General features: G+C 72.7%; 18 protein-coding genes. 8 read left to right on the forward strand and 10 right to left on the reverse strand.

The genetic code is table 11. From position 1 onward, the window contains the following. On the forward strand, positions 1-1,488 hold the full coding sequence (locus ACIREI_RS03710; RefSeq protein WP_403326998.1) for a glutamate synthase subunit beta: 1,488 nt from the start codon (positions 1-3) through the stop codon (positions 1,486-1,488). Between the two features lie 30 nt (positions 1,489-1,518). Here ACIREI_RS03710 and ACIREI_RS03715 read toward each other — a convergent pair whose 3' ends face one another. Then, on the reverse strand, positions 1,519-2,052 hold the full coding sequence (locus tag ACIREI_RS03715; RefSeq protein WP_403327000.1) for a carboxymuconolactone decarboxylase family protein: 534 nt from the start codon (positions 2,050-2,052) through the stop codon (positions 1,519-1,521). 47 nt (positions 2,053-2,099) lie between these two features. Between ACIREI_RS03715 and ACIREI_RS03720 the strand changes: the two genes are divergently transcribed. From ACIREI_RS03720 to ACIREI_RS03735, 4 genes are all read left to right on the forward strand, one after another. Further along, on the forward strand, positions 2,100-3,575 hold the full coding sequence (locus tag ACIREI_RS03720; RefSeq protein WP_403327002.1) for a PLP-dependent aminotransferase family protein: 1,476 nt from the start codon (positions 2,100-2,102) through the stop codon (positions 3,573-3,575). A 315-nt stretch (positions 3,576-3,890) separates the two neighbouring features. Beyond that, entirely contained in the window at positions 3,891-6,278 is a 2,388-nt protein-coding gene (locus tag ACIREI_RS03725; protein ID WP_403327004.1) for a PEP/pyruvate-binding domain-containing protein, read from the forward strand. Beyond that, complete coding sequence (locus ACIREI_RS03730) at positions 6,275-7,192, forward strand: hypothetical protein (RefSeq protein ID WP_403327006.1); 918 nt, start codon at positions 6,275-6,277, stop codon at positions 7,190-7,192. The genes ACIREI_RS03725 and ACIREI_RS03730 overlap by 4 nt, the downstream gene beginning before the upstream one ends. A gap of 183 nt (positions 7,193-7,375) precedes the next feature. Next, a complete protein-coding gene (locus ACIREI_RS03735) occupies positions 7,376-8,080 on the forward strand; it encodes a dual specificity protein phosphatase family protein (RefSeq protein ID WP_403327008.1) in 705 nt (234 codons plus the stop codon). Positions 8,081-8,152: 72 nt separating this feature from the next. Here ACIREI_RS03735 and ACIREI_RS03740 read toward each other — a convergent pair whose 3' ends face one another. From ACIREI_RS03740 to ACIREI_RS03750, 3 genes are all read right to left on the reverse strand, one after another. Then, a complete protein-coding gene (locus ACIREI_RS03740; RefSeq protein ID WP_403327010.1) occupies positions 8,153-8,941 on the reverse strand; it encodes an SAM-dependent methyltransferase in 789 nt (262 codons plus the stop codon). 64 nt (positions 8,942-9,005) lie between these two features. Further along, positions 9,006-9,260: a DUF397 domain-containing protein gene (locus ACIREI_RS03745; protein ID WP_403327012.1), complete on the reverse strand. Its 255-nt coding sequence runs from the start codon at positions 9,258-9,260 to the stop codon at positions 9,006-9,008. Next, positions 9,261-10,121, reverse strand: coding sequence for a helix-turn-helix transcriptional regulator (locus ACIREI_RS03750; RefSeq protein WP_403327014.1), 861 nt, complete (start codon positions 10,119-10,121; stop codon positions 9,261-9,263). Positions 10,122-10,395: 274 nt separating this feature from the next. On the opposite strand from ACIREI_RS03750, the gene ACIREI_RS03755 reads away from it, so the two are divergent. From ACIREI_RS03755 to ACIREI_RS03765, 3 genes are all read left to right on the forward strand, one after another. After that, entirely contained in the window at positions 10,396-11,031 is a 636-nt protein-coding gene (locus ACIREI_RS03755) for an ATP-binding protein (protein ID WP_403327016.1), read from the forward strand. After that, a complete protein-coding gene (locus tag ACIREI_RS03760) occupies positions 11,022-11,456 on the forward strand; it encodes a hypothetical protein (protein WP_403327018.1) in 435 nt (144 codons plus the stop codon). Before ACIREI_RS03755 ends, ACIREI_RS03760 begins: the two co-directional genes overlap by 10 nt. Before the next feature lie 377 nt (positions 11,457-11,833). Then, positions 11,834-13,696 carry an ABC transporter ATP-binding protein gene (locus tag ACIREI_RS03765; RefSeq protein ID WP_403328026.1) on the forward strand — a complete coding sequence of 621 codons (1,863 nt, stop codon included), beginning with the start codon at positions 11,834-11,836 and terminating at the stop codon, positions 13,694-13,696. A 41-nt stretch (positions 13,697-13,737) separates the two neighbouring features. On the opposite strand, the gene ACIREI_RS03770 is transcribed toward ACIREI_RS03765, so the two are convergent. The 6 genes from ACIREI_RS03770 to ACIREI_RS03795 form a co-directional block, all read right to left on the reverse strand. After that, positions 13,738-13,923 carry a hypothetical protein gene (locus ACIREI_RS03770; protein WP_369168562.1) on the reverse strand — a complete coding sequence of 62 codons (186 nt, stop codon included), beginning with the start codon at positions 13,921-13,923 and terminating at the stop codon, positions 13,738-13,740. A gap of 155 nt (positions 13,924-14,078) precedes the next feature. Further along, a complete protein-coding gene (locus ACIREI_RS03775; RefSeq protein ID WP_403327020.1) occupies positions 14,079-14,768 on the reverse strand; it encodes a DUF899 domain-containing protein in 690 nt (229 codons plus the stop codon). Between the two features lie 150 nt (positions 14,769-14,918). Then, entirely contained in the window at positions 14,919-16,283 is a 1,365-nt protein-coding gene (locus tag ACIREI_RS03780; protein ID WP_403327022.1) for an amidohydrolase, read from the reverse strand. Positions 16,284-16,374: 91 nt separating this feature from the next. Beyond that, a complete protein-coding gene (locus ACIREI_RS03785) occupies positions 16,375-18,336 on the reverse strand; it encodes an FUSC family protein (protein WP_403327024.1) in 1,962 nt (653 codons plus the stop codon). A gap of 245 nt (positions 18,337-18,581) precedes the next feature. Further along, the gene (locus ACIREI_RS03790) at positions 18,582-19,346 is read right to left on the reverse strand and encodes a nucleotidyltransferase family protein (RefSeq protein WP_403327026.1); all 765 of its coding nucleotides are present in this window, start codon (positions 19,344-19,346) and stop codon (positions 18,582-18,584) included. A 64-nt stretch (positions 19,347-19,410) separates the two neighbouring features. Then, positions 19,411-21,339, reverse strand: coding sequence for a TIR domain-containing protein (locus ACIREI_RS03795; protein WP_403327028.1), 1,929 nt, complete (start codon positions 21,337-21,339; stop codon positions 19,411-19,413). Between the last annotated feature and the right edge of the window lie 19 nt (positions 21,340-21,358).

Here is a 21,358-nt window from a genome sequence, read left to right on the forward strand (position 1 = left end):
ATGGCCGATCCCAAGGGTTTCATGACCACCCCCCGCCGGGAGTGGCCGCGCCGGCCCGTCGAGGAGCGGGTCAAGGACTGGGACGAGGTGTACGTCCCCGGGGCGCTGCTGCCGATCATCAGCAAGCAGGCCGACCGCTGCATGGACTGCGGCATACCTTTCTGCCACGACGCCTGTCCGCTGGGCAATCTGATCCCCGAGTGGAACGACCTGGTGTCGCGGGAGGACTGGCGGGCGGCCGCCGACCGGCTGCACGCGACGAACAACTTCCCCGAGTTCACGGGGCGGTTGTGTCCGGCGCCGTGCGAGGCGGGGTGCGTGCTGGCGATCAACCAGCCGGCCGTCACCATCAAGAACGTCGAGTGCGCGATCGCCGACCGGGCCTGGGAAGAGGGGTTCGCGCCCCCGAGCCCGCCGGACCGGCTGTCCGGGCGCACGGTCGCGGTGATCGGGTCGGGGCCCACCGGGCTAGCCGCGGCGCAGCAGCTGACCCGGGCGGGGCACACGGTCGCCGTGTACGAGAAGGACGACCGGATCGGCGGGCTGATGCGGTACGGGATCCCCGAGTTCAAGATGGAGAAGCACCATCTGGAGCGCCGGATCGAGCAGATGCGGGCCGAGGGGACCAAGTTCCGTACGTCGACGGCGGTCGGGCGGGACATCGGGGCCGCGGAGCTGCGGGCGCGCTACGACGCCGTGGTGATCGCCACGGGAGCCACGGCCTGGCGTGAACTTCCCCTTCCGGGGCGGGAGTTGAGCGGCATCCATCAGGCGATGGAGTATCTGCCGCTGGCCAACCGGGTGTGCGAGGGTGATCTGGAGACCTCGCCCATGTCCGCCGCCGGAAAGCATGTCGTCATCGTCGGCGGCGGGGACACGGGGGCCGACTGCCTCGGCACCGCCGTCCGGGAGGGCGCCGCCTCCGTGACGCAGCTCGACATCTATGCCCAGCCGGGCGCCGAGCGGGACGAGGACGCCGAGCCCTGGCCGACGTACCCGAAGATCTACCGCCTGTCGGCCGCGCACGAGGAGGCGCGCGATCTTCGGACGGCACCCGCGGCGGACGCGGACGCGCGACTGTTCGCGGCGTCCACGCTCCGCTTCACGGGTGACGCGGACGGACACGTACGGTCGCTGCACCTGACCGAGGTGGACGCGCGGCGCAGCCCGCTGGCGGGCACGGAGCGGACGCTGCCCGCCGACCTCGTACTGCTCGCCCTCGGCTTCTCCGGGCCCGACCGGGGAGACGGGCTGATCGACCAGCTGGGGCTGGAGCTGGAGCCTCGCGGCACGATCACGCGAAATGCCGGGTTCGAAACGAACGTCCCCGGTGTGTTCGCCGCGGGGGATGCCGCCCGGGGGCAGTCGCTCATCGTGTGGGCGATCGCGGAGGGGCGGGCGGTCGCGGCGGCCGTCGACCGCTGCCTGACGGGGAGTTCACGGCTGCCGGCGCCGATCTCGCCGTACGACCGCCCCATGTCCGTCTGACGGGCAGTGATCGCGGGCGCGAGGAACGGCTCACTGACGTCCCTGACGCCGCTCGTCCGTCCCCGCCACCTTCCCCGTCGCCAGCGCCACCCTGTTCCATGTGTTGATCGTGAGGATCAGAGCCAGTACGTGGGCCAGTTCCGCTTCGTCGAAGTGGGCCGCGGCCCGGGCGTAGACCTCGTCGGGGACGCCGTCGTCGGCCACGAGGGTCACCGCCTCCGTCAGGGCCAGGGCGGCCTGTTCCTTCTCGGTGAAGAAGTGGCGGGCCTCGCGCCAGACGGCGACCATGTGCAGCCGGTCCTCGCTCTCGCCGGCCTTGCGGGCGTCGGTCGTGTGCATGTGGAGGCAGTAGGCGCAGTGGTTGAGGTGCGAGGCGCGGATCTGGATCAGTTCGACGAGTGCCGGGTCCAGGCCCTCACGGGCGGCCGCGTCGAAGCCGACGATGGCGCGGAAGACCTTCGGGGCGGACTTCGCGAAGTCGAGGCGGGTGCGGGCGGCCTCGGCCGCGTTGATGGACTCGGCGATGGACTCGGTGAGCTTGGTGTCGGTCGTGTTCGTCGTCATGTGGATCAACCTACGGGCCGGAAAGACCGGCTGTAGGGTGCATTTCCATGGCTGAATCGTGGGTCAATTCGGCGGAGCGCATCGGCGCCGACCTGCACCTGGATCTTTCCGAGGCGTCCGCGCCGGGCGGCCGGCGGGCAGCCTTGACCCGTGCGCTGCGCGAGGCGGTGCGCGACGGGCGGCTCGCGCCCGGTACCCGGCTGCCGCCGTACCGTTCGCTCGCCGCCGATCTGGGAGTCGCCCGCAACACCGTGGCCGACGCGTACGCGGAGCTGGTGGCCGAGGGCTGGCTCACCGCCCGCCAGGGCTCGGGGACGAGGGTGGCCGAGCGTGCCGAGCCCCTGCGACGCGCCGAGCGCGTGCCCCGCAAGGCGCCGCCACGCGCGCGTGGGCCTCGGCACGACCTGCGGCAGGGCACCCCGGACGCGTCGGCGTTCCCGCGTGCGGCCTGGCTGGCCTCCTACCGGCGGGCCCTCCAGCAGGCGCCGAACGAGGTCTTCGGGCCCGGCGATCCCGCCGGACGCGTGGAGTTGCGGGAGGCGCTCACCGAGTACCTGGCACGCGCGCGTGGCGTGCGTACCGAGCCGGGCCGGATCGTGATCTGCTCCGGCTTCGCGCACGCCCTGCGGCTGCTGTTCGGCCAGGACAGGAGCCCAGGCCCGGGCGCAGGTGGCGGTGTGCTGCGCGGTCCGCTGGCCGTGGAGGCGTACGGGCTGGGCTTCCACCGCGAACTCCTCGCCGCCGCGGGCGTACGGACCGTACCGCTCCCCCTCGACGAGGACGGCGCACGCGTCGACCGGCTGGGACGCGAACGGGCCGTACTGCTCACGCCCGCGCACCAGTTCCCGACCGGCGGTCCGCTGCCCCCCGAGCGGCGTGCCGCCGTGATCGACTGGGCACGCGCGCGTGGGGGCGTCGTGCTGGAGGACGACTACGACGGGGAATTCCGCTACGACCGCAAACCCGTCGGCGCCGTCCAAGGTCTCGATCCCGAGCGAGTGATCTTCATCGGCTCGGTCAGCAAGAGCCTGTCACCGGCGGTGCGGCTGGGGTGGATGGTGCTGCCGGAGCGGTACGTCGACGACGTGCTCGCGGCCAAGGGCGAGCGTGAGGCGTGGGCGAGCGTCCTCGATCAGCTGAGCCTCGCCGACTTCATCGCCTCCGGTGCGTACGACCGTCATGTACGGCGGATGCGGCAGCGGTACCGGAGCCGCCGCGACCGCCTCGTCGCGGCACTCGCCACGCACGCGCCGCACATCGAGGTCACCGGTGTCGCCGCCGGACTGCACGCGGTGCTGCGGCTGCCGCCCGGCACCGAACGTTCCGCGGTCAAGGCGGCCACCTGGCAGGGCATCGCCCTGGACGGCCTCGCCGAGTTCCGGCATCAACACGCCGAGGAGACGGCCATGCCGGTCCGGGACGGCATCGTCGTCGGGTACGCGACGCCCTCGGAGCACGCGTACGGGGCGGCGCTGGAGGCGCTGTGCGGGGTGCTGCCGCCGGGCGGGGACCACCACCGCTGAAAGCCGGGCGGGGACTACCGCCGCTGGGAGCCGGGCGTGGACTGCCACTCCCGAAAGGTGGACTGCCGCTCTCGAAAACAAGTCGCCCTTTCCCGGCATACCCCCACATACATATTTGTTCTCCCATGTGTCCGAAAAGTGGCTTCCGGGCTACATGGATCCGAACAGGAGTGGGATCATCGGAGCAGGAGGTGTGCTGTCGCCGTACCCGCGCCCGGGACGGCAGCGGCTCGCCCCCATCCTTCGTTCCGTCGTCAGGCGCAGGGCCACCCCAGCGCGTCCCCCCTGTTGGCGGCCGGTCCTGGAGGGTGTTCGATGACGACGCTCGATGAACGTCACGGAGAAGGTGCGCGCGACGGGGATGAACTCCGGGGCGACGTCACGTCGGCCGAGGTCGAGACGTACGGCCCCGCCGTCGTCCCCCTGGACCTGCCCGGCACCGGCACCGCGCTCCCCTCGCTGATGGGATCCAAGGCCGCGAACCTCGCCCGCGCGGCCCGCGCCGGACTGCCCGTGCTCCCCGGTTTCGTGATACCGCACCATGCAGTGCGCGACACGGTCGCCCTGCGGCGCGCCTGGGACGAGCTCTCCGAGGGCGGCACCCGCCCGCTCGTCGTACGGTCCTCCTCGCCCCAGGAGGACACGGAGGAGTCGTCCCTGGCGGGCCAGTTCACCTCGGTGCTCGACGTACGCGGCTGGCGGGACTTCCGTACGGCCGTACGGACCGTGCTCGACTCGGCGCACCGGCCCGACGGCTCCACGGCACCGATGGCGGTGCTGGTGCAGCCCATGCTCACGGCTCGGGTCGGCGGGGTGATGTTCGGTGCCGACCCGGTCGCGGGGCGGGCCGACAGATTGCTGGTCAGCGCGGTGCGCGGCGGGCCGGACAGCCTGGTCGGCGGGGCGCGGGCCGGCACCGACTACTGGCTGAGCGGGCACGGAAGACTCCTGCGGACGGAGTCTTCGGAGGTTCCGACGGAGCCCTCCGGCTCGTTGCTCACGCGCGTCGAGCTGTTCCGGCTGGCGCGGCTGGCGCGGCAGGTCCGTCGGGTCTTCGGCGGGCCGCAGGACGTCGAGTTCGGCTTCGACGCGGACGGGCGGCTGTGGCTGTTCCAGAGTCGGCCGATCACCGCGATGGCGGCGCGACCGGCACGCGGCGCGCGACTGCTCGGGCCCGGTCCGGTGGCGGAGACGCTGCCGGAGCAGCTGGCACCGCTGGAGGAGGACCTGTGGGTGGCGCCGATGGCCCGTGGGCTCGCCGCCGCGCTCGACATCGGGGGCACCGCGCCCCGTCGGCTGCTGAACTCGGTGCCCGTGGTCACGACGGTCGCCGGTCGCGCCGCCGCCGATCTGCGGCTCCTCGGTGCCGTGCCACCCCGGCACCGGTGGCTCGCGCTGCTCAACCCGGCACCCGGAGCGCGCCGGCTCACCGCGGCCTGGCGGGTGGGTCGCCTCGCGTCCGCCCTGCCCGGCCTTGCCACCGACCTCGCCGCGGACGTCGACCGCCACCTCGCCGGGATCCCGTCGCCCACCGCGCTCTCCGGCTCGGCCCTGGCCGCGGAGCTCCGTTGGGCCCGCCGGGCCCTGGTCTCCCTGCACGCCCAGGAGGCCCTCGCCGGAGCCCTCCTCGACGAGCCGCCCAAGAGCCGCACAGCCGCCGGCACGGCCCTCACCGCCCTGTCCGAGGCCCGCGCCCTGGGCATCCCGGACGGCCGGGCGGTCGCCGGCGCCCCGGTGATCCTGGCCCTCACCGCCCCGAGCCTGCGCGGACGAGGGCAACCGCCGGGCGCCACGGCGACGCCGTCACCGCCGCCGAACGACCCCGGTCAGGCTGCTCCGCAGGCCACGGAGACCCACCGGACGTGGGCGACAGTGATCGCCCAGGGACCGGCGCCCGCACCGGCAGCAGCAGCACCAGCACCAGCACCAGACGCGGCCACACTGGCGCGTCCCACGCACACCACCCCCAGGAGCGCGGCCTTCGCCATCTACGCCACCCCACACACCGGCACCACACGGGCCCCGTGGCTCACAGAGGCCCCTCCACCCGCAGAGGCCCCTGCACCCCCTTCACCCACGAACAACACCCCCCACCCCTCAAGCCCCCACTCCCCCTCCCTCGCCACTCTCCCTCCCCGCGAAGCCCTCCGACTCCGCATCCGCTGGGTGCAGGAACTGCAGGTGCGGCTCGTGCGCGAGGCGGCTCGGCGGCTGGGGATCGACGTGGAGCGTGCCGGCCTGTTGCGGTGGGCGGAGCTGGCCGCCGTGCTGGACGGCGGGGCCCTGCCCGGCGATCTCCACGCGCGCGTGCCGCAGGCCGAGTCGCCGCCGTTGCCGGACGCCTTCCGGCTCGCGGACGGTCAGGTCGTCGTCGCCGAGCGGGGAGGCGGCCGTGGCGACGGCGTACGGGGTGTGTCCGCGGGGCGCGTCGTCGGCACCGTGTGGGACGGTGCGGGCCCCCGGCCGAGAGACGCCGTGCTGGTCGTGCGCACCCTCGACCCCGCGCTCGCCCCGCTGCTGCCCGGCCTCACCGGCCTGGTCGCCCAGACCGGCAGCGCGTTGTCCCACCTGGCCGTCCTGGCAAGGGAGTTCGGGCTCCCCGCGGTCGTCGGCGCCACCGACGCCGTACGCCGGTTCCCGCCCGGCTCCCGGCTGACCGTCGACGGCACGGCAGGTGACGTACGACTGGGGGACGCGTCATGAGGAAGATCGCGTATGTCTTCGGAGCGCTGGTCGCCGCCGGCGCGGGCACCTACCTCGTCGTCTACCTGTACCGCTGGCAGTGGCAGCGGGCGATGATCTGCGGGGTCCTGCTGCTGGTCGTCGAGGTGATGCTGCTCGGCCTGGTGACGCTGGGGCGGCTGAACCGGATCGAGGACCGGCTGCGCGACACCGACCGGCGGCAGCGGGAGCTGGACGCCCGCCAGGAGGACATACTGACGCGGCTGCGCGAGCCGGCCGTGACGCACGAGGAGACGCGGTTCCGGTGGCTGGAGGACCCGGCGGAGCGGACGTACGTCTTCGTGCCGGTCCTCATGGTCGCCGGCGTGCTGCTGTCCGGGCTCGCCTGGGTGGTGCAGCGGCTGGCGTCCGCCACGGCGAAACCCGCCGAACGGCGCCTGGCCGGGCGGCTGGCCGTGCTCGCCGCGCCCGGCCCGGCCGACGCCGACGACCTGGAGGACCTGCCACCGCTGAGCGGCGGGCCCTCCCGGGGCCGTACCGCCCGCCTCGCCACCGTCGCCCTCGTCGGCGCCGCCCTGCTCGCCGCCCTGGTCGTGGGGCTCGCCGAGCTCACCCAGACCCGGAAGGAACAGGCCAACGGGAACGAGGCGACCTCGGTGGTCGTCCAGATCGAGCTGCGGGGCGTGGACATGTCGTCCGCCGGGAGGGCGCTGGCCGCGCAGCAGATCTGGGAGAGCTGCCGGCACTCCACGGCCGCACCGCTGCGGCACGCCACGCTGGGCGACCTGGGGGACGGCACGTTCGCCGGGGTGATACGGCCCGCGCTCACCGACCACGACCTCATGCGGCTGCGCGGCTGCCTGGAGGACGCGACCCTGGACCGCGCCCACCTCACGGTGGTCGCCGTCGGCGACGCGGAGGCGGACCAGGGCTGACGGTTCCCCGTCGGCCGCCCCCCGCCGATCGCCCGCGCCGACCGCGACCGACCGACTACGCGCCCCGAGTAGTTGAACATGACAAGTGAGACTAATCGCACAAAACGGACGTATCGCACAGTTGATCACATACCGCGGGTTACGATTCCAACGACCCTCGTCCCCTAGCCCCCCGGGTCGTCCATGGCTGTCCTTACCGCAACCCTGCCCTCCTCCGCTCTCCGCAAGCGCCCGCTGTCCCGGCGCGCCCTGCGGATCCTCCTCGGCCTCGTCATCGGCTACCTCGCCCTGTGGGCCGCCGGCGCCGGCAGCATCCTGGGCCTGTCGTTCCTGGCCCGCGAGGAGACTCCGGCGCCTGCCGGTACGCGGTCCGTCCAGGGCGTGAACCACTTCCAGCCGGTGGACACCGACGGCCGGCTGTGGCGCGGCTCCGCCCCCTCCCCGGCCGGTTACCGGGCACTGGCGAGCATGGGCATCACCACCGTCGTCGACCTGCGCGCCGAGAACCTGAGCGCGGGCGAGCTGGCCGAACCGGGTGACGCCGGGCTGAAGGCCGTGCGCATGCCGATCCGTGACGGGCAGACGCCGTCGCCCCAGCAGGTGCAGCGCTTCCTCGACGTCGTCTCGTCGGCGTCCGGCCCGGTGTTCGTGCACTGCGGCGCGGGTGTCGGCCGTACGGGCGCGATGGTCGCGGCGTACCTCGTGAAGACCGGTGAGGAGTCGCCGTCGCAGGCGGTCCGGCGCAACCTCGCGGTCGGCCCGCCCTCGATCGAGCAGATCTACTACGGGCTGAACCTCAGCCCGGCCAAGGTCGAGCAGCCCCCGCTGCCGGTGGTGGTCCTCAGCCGCCTGGTGGACGCTCCGCGACGCATGATGTCGTACCTGTAAGGAGAACGCCGCACCTGTGAGGAGACCTACGGCTTGCCCGTAGGGGGAACGACAGATGGCGCGCAGGGGGAACTACGGCTTGCGCCCCACCGCCCCGTACCCGGGGATGACTCCGTCGTCCTGTCCGGGTACGGGGTCACCCAGTTCGGGGTGCCAGTGGTGCGGCACCTCGACGCCGGGCTCGACGAGTTCGAGGCCGGCGAAGAAGCGGGTGAACTCCTCACGCGAGCGCAGGGCCAGGGTGACGCCGGCCGCCTTGAGCTTCTCGGTCGCCGCCTTCGACTCCTCGGGAGTGAAGTCGGCGGTCGCGTGCGTCATCACCAGGTAGCTGCCGGAGGGGAGTTCGGACAGCAGCCGGGTCACCAGTTCGTGCGCGCCGTCCTCGTCGGAGACGAAGTGCAGCAGCGCGATGAGGGAGAGGGCCACCGGGCGGCTGAAGTCCAGGACCTTCTTCGCGCCCTCGACGATCGCCTCGGGGCTGCGCACATCGGCCTGCAGGTACTCGGTCGTACCCTCGTCCGTGCCGCGCAGCAGGGCCGCCGCGTGGGCCAGCACGATGGGGTCGTTGTCGCAGTAGACGACGCGCGCGTCGGGGGCGACCCCCTGGGCGATCTGGTGGAGGTTCGGCTCGGTGGGAATTCCGGTGCCGATGTCCAGGAACTGACGTACGCCGTTCTTGGCGAGCCAGCGCGTGGCCCGGTGCATGAACGCGCGGTTGACCCGCGCCATCACCGGGACGCGCGGGTCGAGGGCGAGCATCTGCTTCCCCATGGCCTCGTCGACGGGGTAGTTGTCCTTGCCGCCGAGATACCAGTCGTACATCCGCGCGGGATGCGGCTTGCTGGTGTCGATCTCAACCATTGATAAAGCACCCCATCAATTCAGCACCAACACAAGGAAGTTGAGTGAACCACGCACCATAACGTCACGAGAGCAGGAAGTCCGCCTCCCCCGCCTTCGCCCCCTCGATGAACGCCGTCATCTCGTCCGTGGTGTAGATCAGCGCCGGCCCGTCCGGGTCGGTCGACTGACGGACGGCGATCCGGCCGTCGGCGAGTTTCATCGCCTCCAGGCAGTTGCCGCCGTTGCCGCCGCTCCACGGCTTGTGCCAGCCCTCGGTGCCCAAGTCCCGCGCGGGCATGCCGTTGTAGACGTGTATGCGCGGCTTGATGCGATCCATTCACAGCTCCTTGCGGAGATCCCGGAGGATCCCCTTCGTGCGATGTGCCGTAGCGGCCTGCGCCGCCATGCGGTCCATGACCTCGAGATGGGTCGCCACCTCGGTGCGCGCGTCGAGGTAGACGGCGCCGGTCAGGTACTCGCTGTAGACCATGTCCGGCAGTTCTGACATGGCAAATCGGAACAGCACGAAGGGCCCGTACGTGCCGGGGTGCGGCCCGTTCGCGAACGGGGCCACCTGAAGCGTCACGTGGGGCAGCTTCGTGGCCTCGAGCAGCCGGTCGATCTGGGCACGCATCACCTCCGGGCCGCCGACCTGGCGGCGCAGCGCGGTCTCGTCCATCACGACCCACAGCCGGGGCGCATCCTCACGGGTGAGCAGTTGCTGGCGCTGCATGCGCAGGGCGACATGGCGCTCGATGTCCTCGGGGCTGGTCTGGCCGATGGCCCCCGACCTCAGCACCGCGCGCGCGTAGTCCTCGGTCTGCAACAGGCCGGGCACGAAGTGCGGTTCGTACGACCGGATGAGGCCGGCCGCGCCCTCCAGGCTGACGTACATCGAGAACCAGCCGGGCAGGATGTCGTGGAACCGCTGCCACCAGCCGGGCTTGTTGGCCTCCTCGGCCAGTTGCACAAAGCCGTCGGCCTCTTCGTCGGAGATGCCGTAGGCCTTCAGGAGCAGTTGGAGGTAGGGGATCTTGAGCGCGACCTCTGCCATCTCCATACGGCGGACCGTGGCGGGGGCGACGCGGAGGATGCGGGCGGCCTCCTCGCGCTTGAGCCCGGCGCGTTCACGCAGGTCCAGCAGGCGTCGACCGAGGACGACCTGACCGACCGTCGGCGCGGACCGCGGCTCGCTCACGCTCCACCTCCACGAATGAGTGCCGACAGGCCGGCTGAACCCCGACACGAATCCCGACATGAGTGCCGGCAGGAATGCCGACGGGCCGACAGGCCGACGGCGCCATTCGAAGACCCATTCGAAGACCGCGGGTTGAACCGGCGGATCCTCGGCGATCCCAACTGGCGCCGCTCGACATGCTGTTGCGAGCAGTGTGCCACGGCCTTCCACCGCGTCACACAGCACTCTGCAATTTTCAGAGTGACACTTGCCAAGTGTTCACGGCGGGGCGATAGTGGCAAGCGTGATTCCGTCCCCGCCCTTAGGAACAGACGCCGCAGCCCCCCACGGCTTCGGCGCCGCCACGGGAGTCGGCCCCCAGCGGGGCGCCGCTGCCGAGCGCCGGTTCCGCTTCGAACTGGCCGCGCATCCGGGTTCTCCCGCGCAGGCCAGACGCCTGACCCGGGCTCGGCTGAACGGTTGGGCGGTGTGCGAGGACACCTGTGACACGGCGGCTCTGGTCGTGTCCGAGCTGGTCACCAACGCGATCGTGCACACAGCGAGCGAGTACATCGTCTGTGAGCTGCACGACGGTGCCGAGCTGGTGCGCATAGCCGTGCGCGACGAAGGGTGCGCGCCGGGTGAGCCGCATCCGTTGGCGGCGCGGCCCGAGGAGGAGCACGGGAGGGGACTGCTCCTCATCGACGCCCTCTGTCACGCCTGGGGGACCCGGGAGCAGGAGTCCGGGCTCGTCGTCTGGGCGGATCTGCCGCGCGCGGCCGGGTTCCCGGACGCCTTCCCTGTCGACACCGGGCCGCACAACGACCTCGGGTGGGGGTCCCGGCCCAAGCCGGGTCCGTCCGGGGGTTCGGGCGACGAGGACGAGGCGCAGGCGCGGCACCGCGGGGAAACGGGGCCCGCATGGCTGTGAGCGGCGCGTCCGGCGGCGGTCAGGTGCTGAGCCTGGACTCGCTGGTTCGGCTCCGCCGCGGCAAGCGCTCCGCTGCGGCTCCTCGGCGGTTGCCCCTTCCCGACGGGATGACGGCGCCCCTGGGCTGCGACGCGGTGGCGGTGCCCGCCCGCTTCGGGCCTCTGGTGCTGGCTCGGCTGCCTCGGGTGGGGTGCGTGTACGCCGACGAGGCGCACTGGTGGTGGATCGTGCCGGCCGACTCCGACTATGCGCTGGAGTGGCCGACGGTGGTGCGGTACACGACGGGGGCGGTGGTGGCGGAGGCGCCTCGGCTGATTCATCGGCCGGACGGGACGGTTCCTTACACGCCGCCGATTCCGTTGTATCTGGTGTTGTGCCGGGTGACGGGGACCACTCCTACGTGGTCTCGGCAGATCAGCGCGTGAGGCTCCGCCGGTGGGGCGGTTTTCTCTCGCCCCCGCCGCCCCAACCCGTCCCATCCTGAAGGGGCTCCGCCCCTTCGACCCCGCTGGGGCTGCCGCCCCAGACCCCGCTTCGGCCCTGAACGGGCCTCGTCCTCAAACGCCGGACGGGCTGAATGACCTGGGCCGGGGCTGGGAAGCGCAGCCAGGAACGGCGTACGCCCGCGCGCACCCGCTGCCCCCACTCACGCCCTCCCTCGAACCCGCCCGCCCCGCCATAGTGGCCCTCCGTCACGAGGGCCGTCGGGGGAGGGGCTGGGGTGGGGAAGAAACGCGGTGCTGGTGCGGCTGAGGTGTCTGAGTCGGAGCGGCTGCTCTTCGGGGGGCCTCTGCGGTACGACATGGGGTGGAATCAGCATCGGGACGCCTTTCTGGAGCTGAGCTTCCGGGCCATGGTGAGGCGGTTGCCGTCGCTGCTGGCGTCGAGTTCCCGGCTCGCCTGGCAGGCCGATCGGCGGGCCGCGCGGACCGTGCTGGTGGCCGAGGTGGGGCGCGGGCTGGCGCAGGCGGTCGGACTGCTTGCCGTGAACAGTGTGCTGGGGCGGCTGATCGGGGGCGGGGCACTGGAGGAGCGGCTACGGGGTGCCGTTCCCGCGCTCGTCGCCATGGCCGTCGTGATGGTGGTCTCGACGTTGCTGCGGGCCGCCTCGACGTACGCCACCGGGCGGCTCGAGCCCAAGGTGGAGCGGGTGGCGACCGAGCTGTATCTGGAGCGGGCGGCGGCCGTGGAGCTGGCGGCGATCGAGGACCACGCCTTCCACAAGCTCCTGGACACCGCGCAGTACGGCGCCGCCTCCGCCCGCCGCATGATCTCTTACAGCGCGCGGGTCGTGAACGCGGGCATCTCGCTGATCGCCGCGGCCGGCGTGCTCACCGTGCTGCATCCGGCCCTGCTGCCCCTCCTCGCCACCATGACGCTGCCCAGCGCCTGGAGCGCCCTGACCAACGCACGGCGTCGCTACGAGTCCTTCCACACCTGGGTACAGCACTCCCGGGCCGGCCATCTGATCAGCGGGCTGCTCACCGAGCCCGCCGCCGCGCCCGAGATCCGTGTTCATGGTGTGGGGCCCTTCCTGCTGCGCCACTACCGGGCGATGTCGGAGACGGCGGAGGCGGAGCAGGCCCGGCTGGCCCGGCTGGCGGCGCGTACGGGGCTCATCGCGGCGGTGTGGACGGGGCTCGCGACCGTCGCGACGTACGCCACGCTGGGCGGACTGCTGCTCGCCGGCGCGATGGCGCTCTCCGTGGCGGGTACGGCCGTCATCGCGATCCGCACCGGCTCCTCGAGCCTCGACACCCTCGTCCTGGAGGTCAACGCCCTCCACGAGGAGGCCCTCTTCGTGGGCGATCTTCAGCGGCTGTACGTCGAGGCGGCCGAACGGGCGATTCCGGTCGGCGGGGCCGCCCTCCCCGAGGACCCGCAGGAGGTGCGTTTCGAGAACGTCAGCTTCTCCTACCCCGGCGAATCGGCCCGCCCCGCCCTCGACGACGTCACGCTCACCCTCCCCCTCGGCCGGATCGTCGCCCTGGTCGGCGAGAACGGCTCCGGGAAGACGACGCTGGTGAAGCTTTTGGCGGGTCTCTACACCCCGGACCGGGGCCGCATCCTCTGGGACGGCGTCGACGCGGCCACCGCCGACCGGCACCAGCTCGCCGAGCGCATCGCGATGGTGGCCCAGGACTTCAAGCGCTGGCCGTTCACCGCCCGGGTCAATGTGGCCGTCGGCCGCTCCTCCGCGCCCCTCACCGAGGAACGTCTGGCCGCCTCGCTCGCCGAGGCCGGCGCCGAGGACGTGGTGGCCGATCTGCCCCGCGGCCTGGACACCCTGCTGGCCCGGCACTTCAGCGGCGGGCACGAGCTGTCCGGCGGTCAGTGGCAGCGGCTGGGGATCGCGCGGGCCGCCTACCGGCGCGGCCACATCCTGATCGTGGACGAGCCGACCGCGGCCCTGGACGCACGGGCCGAACTGGAGGTCTTCGAGAAGATCCGCGCACTGGCGTCCGCCGGGCAGACGGTCGTCCTCATCACCCACCGGCTGGCGTCCGTACGCCATGCCGATCTGGTGCATGTCCTCGACCAGGGGCGGCTCGTGGAGTCCGGCACGCCCGACGAACTGCTGGCCACCGGCGGTGTCTACGCCGAGCTGTACTCGCTCCAGGCGGAGCAGTTCACGACCCGGGTGCCCGCCCCGAAGGCGGGCTGATCAGCACGAGGGCCCCGACGGGCAGCGCCCCGGCCCTCCTGTCACGCGGCGGCGTCAGCCGCGAGGTCGCCGCGGACGACCACCAGGAAGGCGTCCGTCGCGAGGTCCATGACGACCTCGGCGTCCAGTCCCTCCATGCGCCGCGCGTGTGCGAACTCCTCCGCCGGCCACGACCCCCGCGGCCCGCCCGCGGGAAAGCGTTCGAGCACTGTTCGCCCGTTCACCATCCTGCACCTCCGATAAGCGTCGTACTTGTAGGAGTTAACGCTTGCCGGAGGTGAAACGCCTCGCCCGGTGACGGGACTGAGACGTAGTTGACACTCGTTCACCGCGATGTGTGAGCGCCCGCTCACTCTCGATGATCCGCCACTACGCCCCGTCGTCACTCCTCATACTCATCGTGATAGCGGATGCGCTCACTGCCCGCAGGCGCCCCGAGAGCCGACGCACGCCCCTGGGGCTCCTCCCACTCCTCCTGCCGGCCCAACGCCGTGAGGTCCAGGAAGCCGGTGGTCGAGCCCAGCCCGTCGAGGCCGCGCTCATACGTCGAGTAGGTGTGGAAGACACGGTCCCGGTCCCGCAGGAAGCAGCTGACGCCGGGCCGTTCCACCAGCTCGCCCTCGTGCTCCAGGGTCACCTCGAAGTCGTGGTTGAAGTCGCTGCCGTACGACGAGTACCAGGGCACCGCCCAGCCCATGCGCGCCTTGAACGGCAGGATCTTCGTGTACGGCGCCCTGGAGACGGCGACCAGGGTCGTCCCGCGCGCCTTGAGGTGCGCCAGATGCCCGATCTGGTCGAGGAACCCCGAGCAGCTGCGGCAGCCGGCGTCCCACTCGGGAGCGAACATGAAGTGGTGGACGACGAGTTGGTGCCGCCCCTCGAAGAGGTCGAGCAGGGTGGCCTTGCCGTCGCCGCCCTCGAAGACGTACTCCTCCTCGACCTCGACCATGGGCAGCCTGCGCCGCTCGGCGTTGAGCGCGTCACGCGCGCGCGTGGCGGCCTTCTCCTTGACCAGCAGTTCCTCGCGTGCCGCGCGCCACTGCTCACGCGAGACGATCTCCGGAAGCGACATGGGGCGCCCCTTCTGTGCAACGGTCCGTTCTGGGGGTGACCGGCGGGAGGGGGCGAACTCATCGCCGGGCCGCGAGGATTTCGGCAGAATTCCGGGAGATCTTCTCGGAGTACGTCACCGGTGGCGCGAGCGGACTCCATGGACCTCGGGTCATGTGTCGTATTCCTGGATGCGCTTGCCGTGGCTGAGGTCCAGGAGCGCGGGCATCCGCTCCCCCAGCTCCCTCACCACCACGGGCACGTCGATCGTCAGCAGTTCCCGGTCGCGCATCAGGATCCGTCCGTCGACGATGGTCGTACGCACGTCGGAGGAGCGGGCGCTGTGCACCAGGGTGGCGGCGAGGTCGTGGACGGGCTGGGTGTGCGGGCCGGTGAGGTCGACCAGGATGATGTCGGCGCGCCGGCCGGGGGCGATGCTGCCGACCATGTCACCGAGTCCGACCGCGCGGGCGCTCTGCAGGGTGGCGTGGTGCAGGGCCTGACGGGACGTCAGCCAGCGCGGGTCGCCGGTGGCCGACTTCTGGATGAGGGCGGTGAGGGCCATCGACTCCCATACGTCGAGGGAGTTGTTGGATGCGGCGCCGTCCGTGGCGAGCCCGACGGGGATGCCGATGTCGTGCAGGGCGCGTACGGGTGTGGTGGTGGGCCAGGCGAACTTCAGGTAGCCGCGGGGGGCGCTGGCGACGGCCGTACGCCCGTCGGCGTCGCGCAGGACCGGAAGGTCGCGGTCGAGGATGCCGGTGCCGTGGGCGATGAGGACGTCGACGTCGAGGATTCCGGTGCGTTTCAGGACCTCGATGGGGGTGGCGCCGTGGCGGGCGAGGCTGGTCTCGGCCTGGTCGCGGTTCTCGGAGGCGTGGAGGTGGACGGGGAGTCCGTGGTCGCGGGCGAGTTCGGCGGTGGCGGTCAGGTCGGCGTCGTCGACGGTGTAGGGGGCGTGCGGGGCGAGGGCGGTGGTGATACGGCCGTCGGCGCCGCCGCGCTGCCGTAGCGCGAACTCCACCGACCTCTCCCGCCCTTGAGGCCCCTGGGAGGAGAAGAAGGCCTCGCCGAGGTGGGCCCGCATCCCGCACTCGGCGACGACGGCGGCCACGGCGTCCATCGAGAAGTAGTGGTCGGCGAAGCAGGTGACGCCGCCCCGGATCATCTCGGCGCAGGCGAGCCGCGCCCCCAACTCCACGTCCTTCTCGGTGAGGTTGGACTCGACGGGCCAGACGACGTCGTTGAACCACTCCTCGGTGGGCAGGTCCTCCGCGACCCCGCGCAGGGCCACCATCGGGGCGTGGGTGTGGCAGTTGACGAGGCCGGGAAGGGCGACTTGGCCGGGCGCGTCCAAGCGCTCGACGGCGAGTCGGTCGCGTACGGCGTCGGCGGTCGTGACGGCCTCGACGACCCCGCCCCGTACGACGATCGCGGCGTTCTCCTCGAACCCGATCCGCTCTTGGTCGTCGTGCACGAGGACGGTGCATCCGGTGATGATGAGGTCGGCGGGAGCTTCTGCGGGAGAAGGCGTCATCACGCCAACGTACGACGCGGCCGCGGGGGCGCGTGAGGTGAACCGCGCATCGGGGAGCACCCCGGCCCGCGCGCGGGCCACCGCGCCGACGTCAGCCGGCGAGCGGCACGTCGGGGGCCTCGGGGCCGCTCAGGCCGACCCGGTCGCGCTCCCGCGCGAGCTCGTCCAGCAACTCGGCGAGGTGGGCGGTGTGCCAGGACGTGAGCCGACCCGAGTCGTCGAGGTGCACGGCGCACGCGGTGGTCGTGTCGACGAGTTGTTCGAGGGTGGCGACGACGTCGTCCGCGCCCTCCGTGTGCCGGGCGAGGGCGGGGAGTTCCGCGGCGGCGAGCGCGATGGCGGTCCGGGCCTCGGCGAGCGTGCGGTAGGCCTCGCGGCGAAGCGTCCAGCGCAGGGCACGGTCGCCCGAAGGGGCGGGACTACGGCCGTCGGACGGGAGCGGGGTACCGGTGTCGTCGGAGTCGCGCGGCGCCGCCCGGGCGTCGGACTCCCGCAGAACATGCGTGAGGTACGCCTGTGCGGCCCGGTTGGCCGCGGTGAGCCGTGCCCGTACTCCCCCGCCCCGCTGCCCCGGCATCGGCAGATGCCCCACGACCAGGACGATCGCGCAGGCCAGCAGCGTCTCCCCGATCCGGCTCGCGGAGGCCTGCGGCTCACCGCCCACCATCACCAGGGCGAGCACGAGGACGGTCACTACGGCGGTCTGAGCGGCGAAGTGCCGGGTGGCCACGGGAATGAGGGCGCCGCTGAGAGCCACGAGCGCGATGAGCCCTTCCGGCCGGGGCAGCACGGCCGCGAACCCGGCGAAGAGCAGGGCGCCCAGCACCGTGCCGGCGGCCCGGCACAGCACCCGGGAGACGAGCGGCCCGAGGTCGGGCTTGACGAGGAAGACGGCGGTGGCGGGGAGCCAGTACCAGTGCTCGTGCTGGCCGTACCACTGGGCGTGGTGCAGGGCCTGGGCGATGGCGGCGCTGGCCCCGAAGCACAGGGCGACACGCAGGCCGTACTCCCGCCCGCCGGCCCCGAACACGGCACGGACGAGGTCCTTGGGCGTACGACGCCGGGTGTGCAGGTCGCGGTTGCCCTTGCCCCGGTCGAAGGCCTCGGCGGCGTGCAGCAGGGCGTCGTCGAGGGCGCGCAGGGCGGGCGCGGACCGGGAGGGCGCGGGGAGCGGGCCGGTGTGCGTGTTGCCGCGTACGGCGGCGGCGAGGCGGCGAGGGCCTTCGGAGGCCCGGGCGGGCACGGGTTCCCCGGCCCAGGCGAGCGCGGTGGCGGCCTCGGCGAGGGGCAGGGCCGCCGCGTACTGCGCGTGCAGCCGCCGCTCGGTGGACGAGGAGGCGTACCGCCGCAGCCGGGGCCCGGCGAGGGCGTCCTGCGCGTGATCGAGGGCGGCGGTGAGCGCCACACGCCGGGCGGTGGCCCGCTCGGTGCCCGCGGCGTCGAGGAGCTCGCCGACGGCGTCGTACACGGCGGCGACGGCGTCCCGCTCCCCGTCGAACCGGAAGTCACCGGCGAGGGAACCGGGCGTGGGCAGCACCAGCCGCAACGCCAGCAGCCACACGGCACCGGCGAGATAGGCGAGCGCCCGCTGCCACCCCGCCTCGGGCAACGGCATCCCGGCCCCGATGGCGGACGCGACCAGCAACTGAGTACCGGCGGCGGAGGCGACGGGCCCGACCGCGCTGATGCCGCCGGCGAAGAGCCCGAGGCCGGTGAGGAGGAGGGTGAGCGGGACGGCTCCGGCGTGGTCCCCGGCGTACGTCCCGACGAACAGCCCGGCCGCCCCCGCCAGCGCGGGCACCCCGAGCCGCTTGACGGAGACACGGCGGCTGCCGGGACGGTCGTTGATGCCGGCGAGCATGGCCGCGATCGCGGCTACGACGCCGAGGGAGACGCGGTCGACGAGGACGGCAGCCAGCAGCAGGGGCCCGGCGGCCAACGCCCCTCGCGTGACCGCACTCCAGGGCACGGGTCCGCGCTGGGTGCGCAGGGTGTGGGCGAGCCAGGGCGGCAGAGTGAGGGCCGGGAATGCGGGTCGTGCGGGGCGGGACACGTGGCTCCAGTCGTCTCGTCGAGGGCGGGGGGTGAGCCTTCGGGCGACGGTGGCCGGGCTTGGGGCTGTGGTGTCCACGGTAGGGCGGGTTCTTGGAGGCGATGGGACGCCGGTGTTTCGGGGATGTGACGATACGTGGAAACGCCACGTTCTTTATGAACGCAACTGCGGAGCCCGCGCGGAGATGGGCGCAGTGTCAGTTCGGGCCGGAGAAGGCGAGGACGCGGGAAACGTACACGGTGCTCTCAGCGCACAGCCCGCTCGAACAGCGCCTCCGCCTCCGCGACCGCCCCGCCCAACCGGTCGGGACGCACGCCCAGCGACCCGATGACGCCGTCCACGCCCCGCAGCCCCGCCCGCTCCAGCAACCGCTTCTCATTCGTCACCCACTCCCCCCGCCCCGCCAGCACCGCATGCCCGGCCTGCACGGCAGCCGTGGCGATCGCCCCCGCGACCTCGGTGAGGCGGCCCGCCGGGACATGGTTGGCCTGCGCGTACCCGAGGGTGGCCCGGGCGGTGTCGTACCAGCGCTCGCGCGCAGTGCGACGCAGCTTCTCCGGATAGGCGGCCGGGCGCGGCAGCGCACCCCGCAGCACCTGGTTGATCGCCAGCTCCGCCACCACCAAGTAGCTGGGAATCCCCGCGAGATGGAACAGCAACGGCTCCACCCGGAACCGCCCCTCCTCCGCCTCAACCAACTCCCGCTCCACGACGTCGAGATCGCGGTAATGGACATCGACGCGCCGCCCGTCGATCGTCAGCCACGCACCCCCGTTGAAGACTCCGCCACCCCAGCCGCCGACCTCGGAGACCTCACCCTCCCAGCCGACCGCGCGCAGGTCCGCGGGATCGAAGGCGCCCCGGTAGTAGATCGCCAGGTCCCAGTCGCTGTCGGGCGTGTGGGTGCCCTGCGCTCGGGAGCCGCCGAGGGCGACGGCCCGGACGGCGGGGAGGGCGGCGAGGCGGTCGGCGGTGGTGTTCAGGAAGGTGGTGTCGTCGGGGGCGGGCATACGTGCAGCGTACGGAGCCGTGCCGTGTGCCTCTACGCAATTACGTCCGTGAGGGCCCGGCACCTCACCCTGTCGCCGCCACCCCGAAGTCCGCCCCCGAGATCCCGCCCAGCCCTTCCGCGATCCGCACCAACGGCTCCCGCAGGGCAGCCAGTTCCGCCCTCATCGCCTCGGCTTGCGGCCATGCCGCCTCGTGGTCGAGCGGGGCCGTGTCCGCCGCGCAGCGGGCCTCGTAGGCGGCAAGCCGGGGGTGCCAGGTGCTGGTGAAGGGGCGGATCGTCTCGTTGATCAGGGCGTACGCGAGGTTCTGGACTGTCGGTGCGCCTGCCTCCGAGCCGCGTTCCAGGCTCACGCTGTACGTGTGCAGCGTCGCGCGCGTGAAGTCGATCAGTGACTTCAGGGAGGTGAGCGCCTCCCGCAGGCTCCCCGTCCCCGGCGCCAGCTCCTGCACCCCGATCCGGGTGACCAGCTCGACCTGGATGTCGTAGGCGGCCATCCGTTCCGACTCGCTGGGCGCTGCCATGGGTGCCTCCCTCCGGGTACCGGGGAAGGCCAGCGTAACCGGGTCACGCGGGTCGCGGCGGCCGCACAGGGTGCGCAGGGCGGCGTGGCGGAGTACCTCCGTGCGGGCGGGGGCCGGGTCGTGGTGGTGCCAGGCGTGCTGGGTCACAGGGTGCAGGGACCAGTGTTCGTCGGCCGCGGGGGTCAGGAGGCTGCGGGCGCGCAGTTCACGGACGCCGTTGGCCGCACGTCGGCGGGCGACGATCCGCGGGACGCGGTCGGCCGCGGCGAGGACATGGGCCGCGTCGTCGGTGCTGAGAGGCAGCGGGTGGAGGGCGGCGGCGCAGCGCAGGACGTCGGCGGCGTCCGTCGTGTCCACGTCCCGTACGACGGTGCCGGTGACGTCCTCGTCGGCGAGGGTGTCGAGGAGGGACCGGCCCCGGGCGTGCAGCCGGTCGTAGAGCGTGCCGGGGTGGTGGCCGGCGCGGACCGCACGGCCCAGCAGGCCCAGGGCGAGGGGGTGGCCGCCGACCGCGTCGGCGAGTGCCTCGTCACCGCCGGCCAGCACGCGCGCGTGGGGAGCGTCGAGCGGTCCCAGGTCGACGGGGGTACCGAGGGTGTCGTAGGCGCGGCCGCGCAGGGTGAAGAGGGTGTGGCCGAGGGGGTGGGGCGCCGCCATCGCCGCGATGTCGCGGGCGGGGAGCCGGTGGGCGGGGGCGGCGTCGACGATCCACAGGAACGGTTCGCCGATGGCGTCGAAGTAGGCGAAGAGGCCCCCCGCCCCCGCCCCCAGGGCGCGCACGGAATCCTCGTACGCCTCCCCGTCCACCCAGCACACGCCGCCGGGGTAGGCCGCTCCGAAGCGCAGGGCGTACTCCTGGGCCAGCAGGGTCTTGCCGATGCCCGCCATGCCGCGGATCTGCACGGCGTGCGCGGCGGCGCGGCCGGTGACGAGGGGTGCGGCGTGGGCGTGCAGGGCGGAGTGCACCTGCCAGAGCTCGAAGAGGCGGCCCAGGAAGTCGGGGCGGGGCTGCGGGGTGCCCAGCAACCAGTGCCGGACGCCGGGTCGGGCGACCGTCATCGGTCCGTCGAGGCGGGCCACGTGCGCGCGTACGTCGGCCACGAGGGCGGGGAGGTCGTCGGGCGCGGCGTGTCTGGCGTCACGCAGCTCCACGGGCTGGATGTGGTCCGCCGTCCGCTCCGGGTTGACCACCATGACCCGGCGCCGCGGATCGCCCTCCCCAAGTCCCGCCAGATAGGCGGTGGTCAGCTCCCACTGGCAGGCTTCGCGCTCGGGATAGCCGGTGGAGTAGAAGGCCAGCAGCGCCTTGGAACGGCCCAGTTCGCGCCGGATGGTGGCGCTGATGCCGGCGAAGGATTCGACGCCGGTCTCGTCCGTGAACACCTCGAGCCCGCCGTCGCGCAGCGCCCGCGCGAGCGGACGGACCCGCTCCACGTCACCGCGGCTGTAGCTGAGGAAGACGTCCCACACGGCGACTTACCCTACTGTG

It is taken from the genome of Streptomyces sp. NPDC093591 (genome assembly GCF_044764885.1).
Taxonomy (GTDB): Bacteria; Actinomycetota; Actinomycetes; order Streptomycetales; family Streptomycetaceae; genus Streptomyces.

Coding starts and splice junctions, on each gene's coding strand:
- ACIREI_RS03780 (WP_403327022.1), bottom strand. CDS start 16,283: ATGACGCCTTCTCCCGCAGAAGCTCCCGCCGACCTCATCATCACCGGA.
- ACIREI_RS03735 (WP_403327008.1), top strand. CDS start 7,376: ATGGCTGTCCTTACCGCAACCCTGCCCTCCTCCGCTCTCCGCAAGCGC.
- ACIREI_RS03720 (WP_403327002.1), top strand. CDS start 2,100: ATGGCTGAATCGTGGGTCAATTCGGCGGAGCGCATCGGCGCCGACCTG.
- ACIREI_RS03790 (WP_403327026.1), bottom strand. CDS start 19,346: ATGCCCGCCCCCGACGACACCACCTTCCTGAACACCACCGCCGACCGC.
- ACIREI_RS03725 (WP_403327004.1), top strand. CDS start 3,891: ATGACGACGCTCGATGAACGTCACGGAGAAGGTGCGCGCGACGGGGAT.
- ACIREI_RS03765 (WP_403328026.1), top strand. CDS start 11,834: ATGGGGTGGAATCAGCATCGGGACGCCTTTCTGGAGCTGAGCTTCCGG.
- ACIREI_RS03715 (WP_403327000.1), bottom strand. CDS start 2,052: ATGACGACGAACACGACCGACACCAAGCTCACCGAGTCCATCGCCGAG.
- ACIREI_RS03760 (WP_403327018.1), top strand. CDS start 11,022: ATGGCTGTGAGCGGCGCGTCCGGCGGCGGTCAGGTGCTGAGCCTGGAC.
- ACIREI_RS03710 (WP_403326998.1), top strand. CDS start 1: ATGGCCGATCCCAAGGGTTTCATGACCACCCCCCGCCGGGAGTGGCCG.
- ACIREI_RS03740 (WP_403327010.1), bottom strand. CDS start 8,941: ATGGTTGAGATCGACACCAGCAAGCCGCATCCCGCGCGGATGTACGAC.
- ACIREI_RS03745 (WP_403327012.1), bottom strand. CDS start 9,260: ATGGATCGCATCAAGCCGCGCATACACGTCTACAACGGCATGCCCGCG.
- ACIREI_RS03775 (WP_403327020.1), bottom strand. CDS start 14,768: ATGTCGCTTCCGGAGATCGTCTCGCGTGAGCAGTGGCGCGCGGCACGC.
- ACIREI_RS03770 (WP_369168562.1), bottom strand. CDS start 13,923: ATGGTGAACGGGCGAACAGTGCTCGAACGCTTTCCCGCGGGCGGGCCG.
- ACIREI_RS03730 (WP_403327006.1), top strand. CDS start 6,275: ATGAGGAAGATCGCGTATGTCTTCGGAGCGCTGGTCGCCGCCGGCGCG.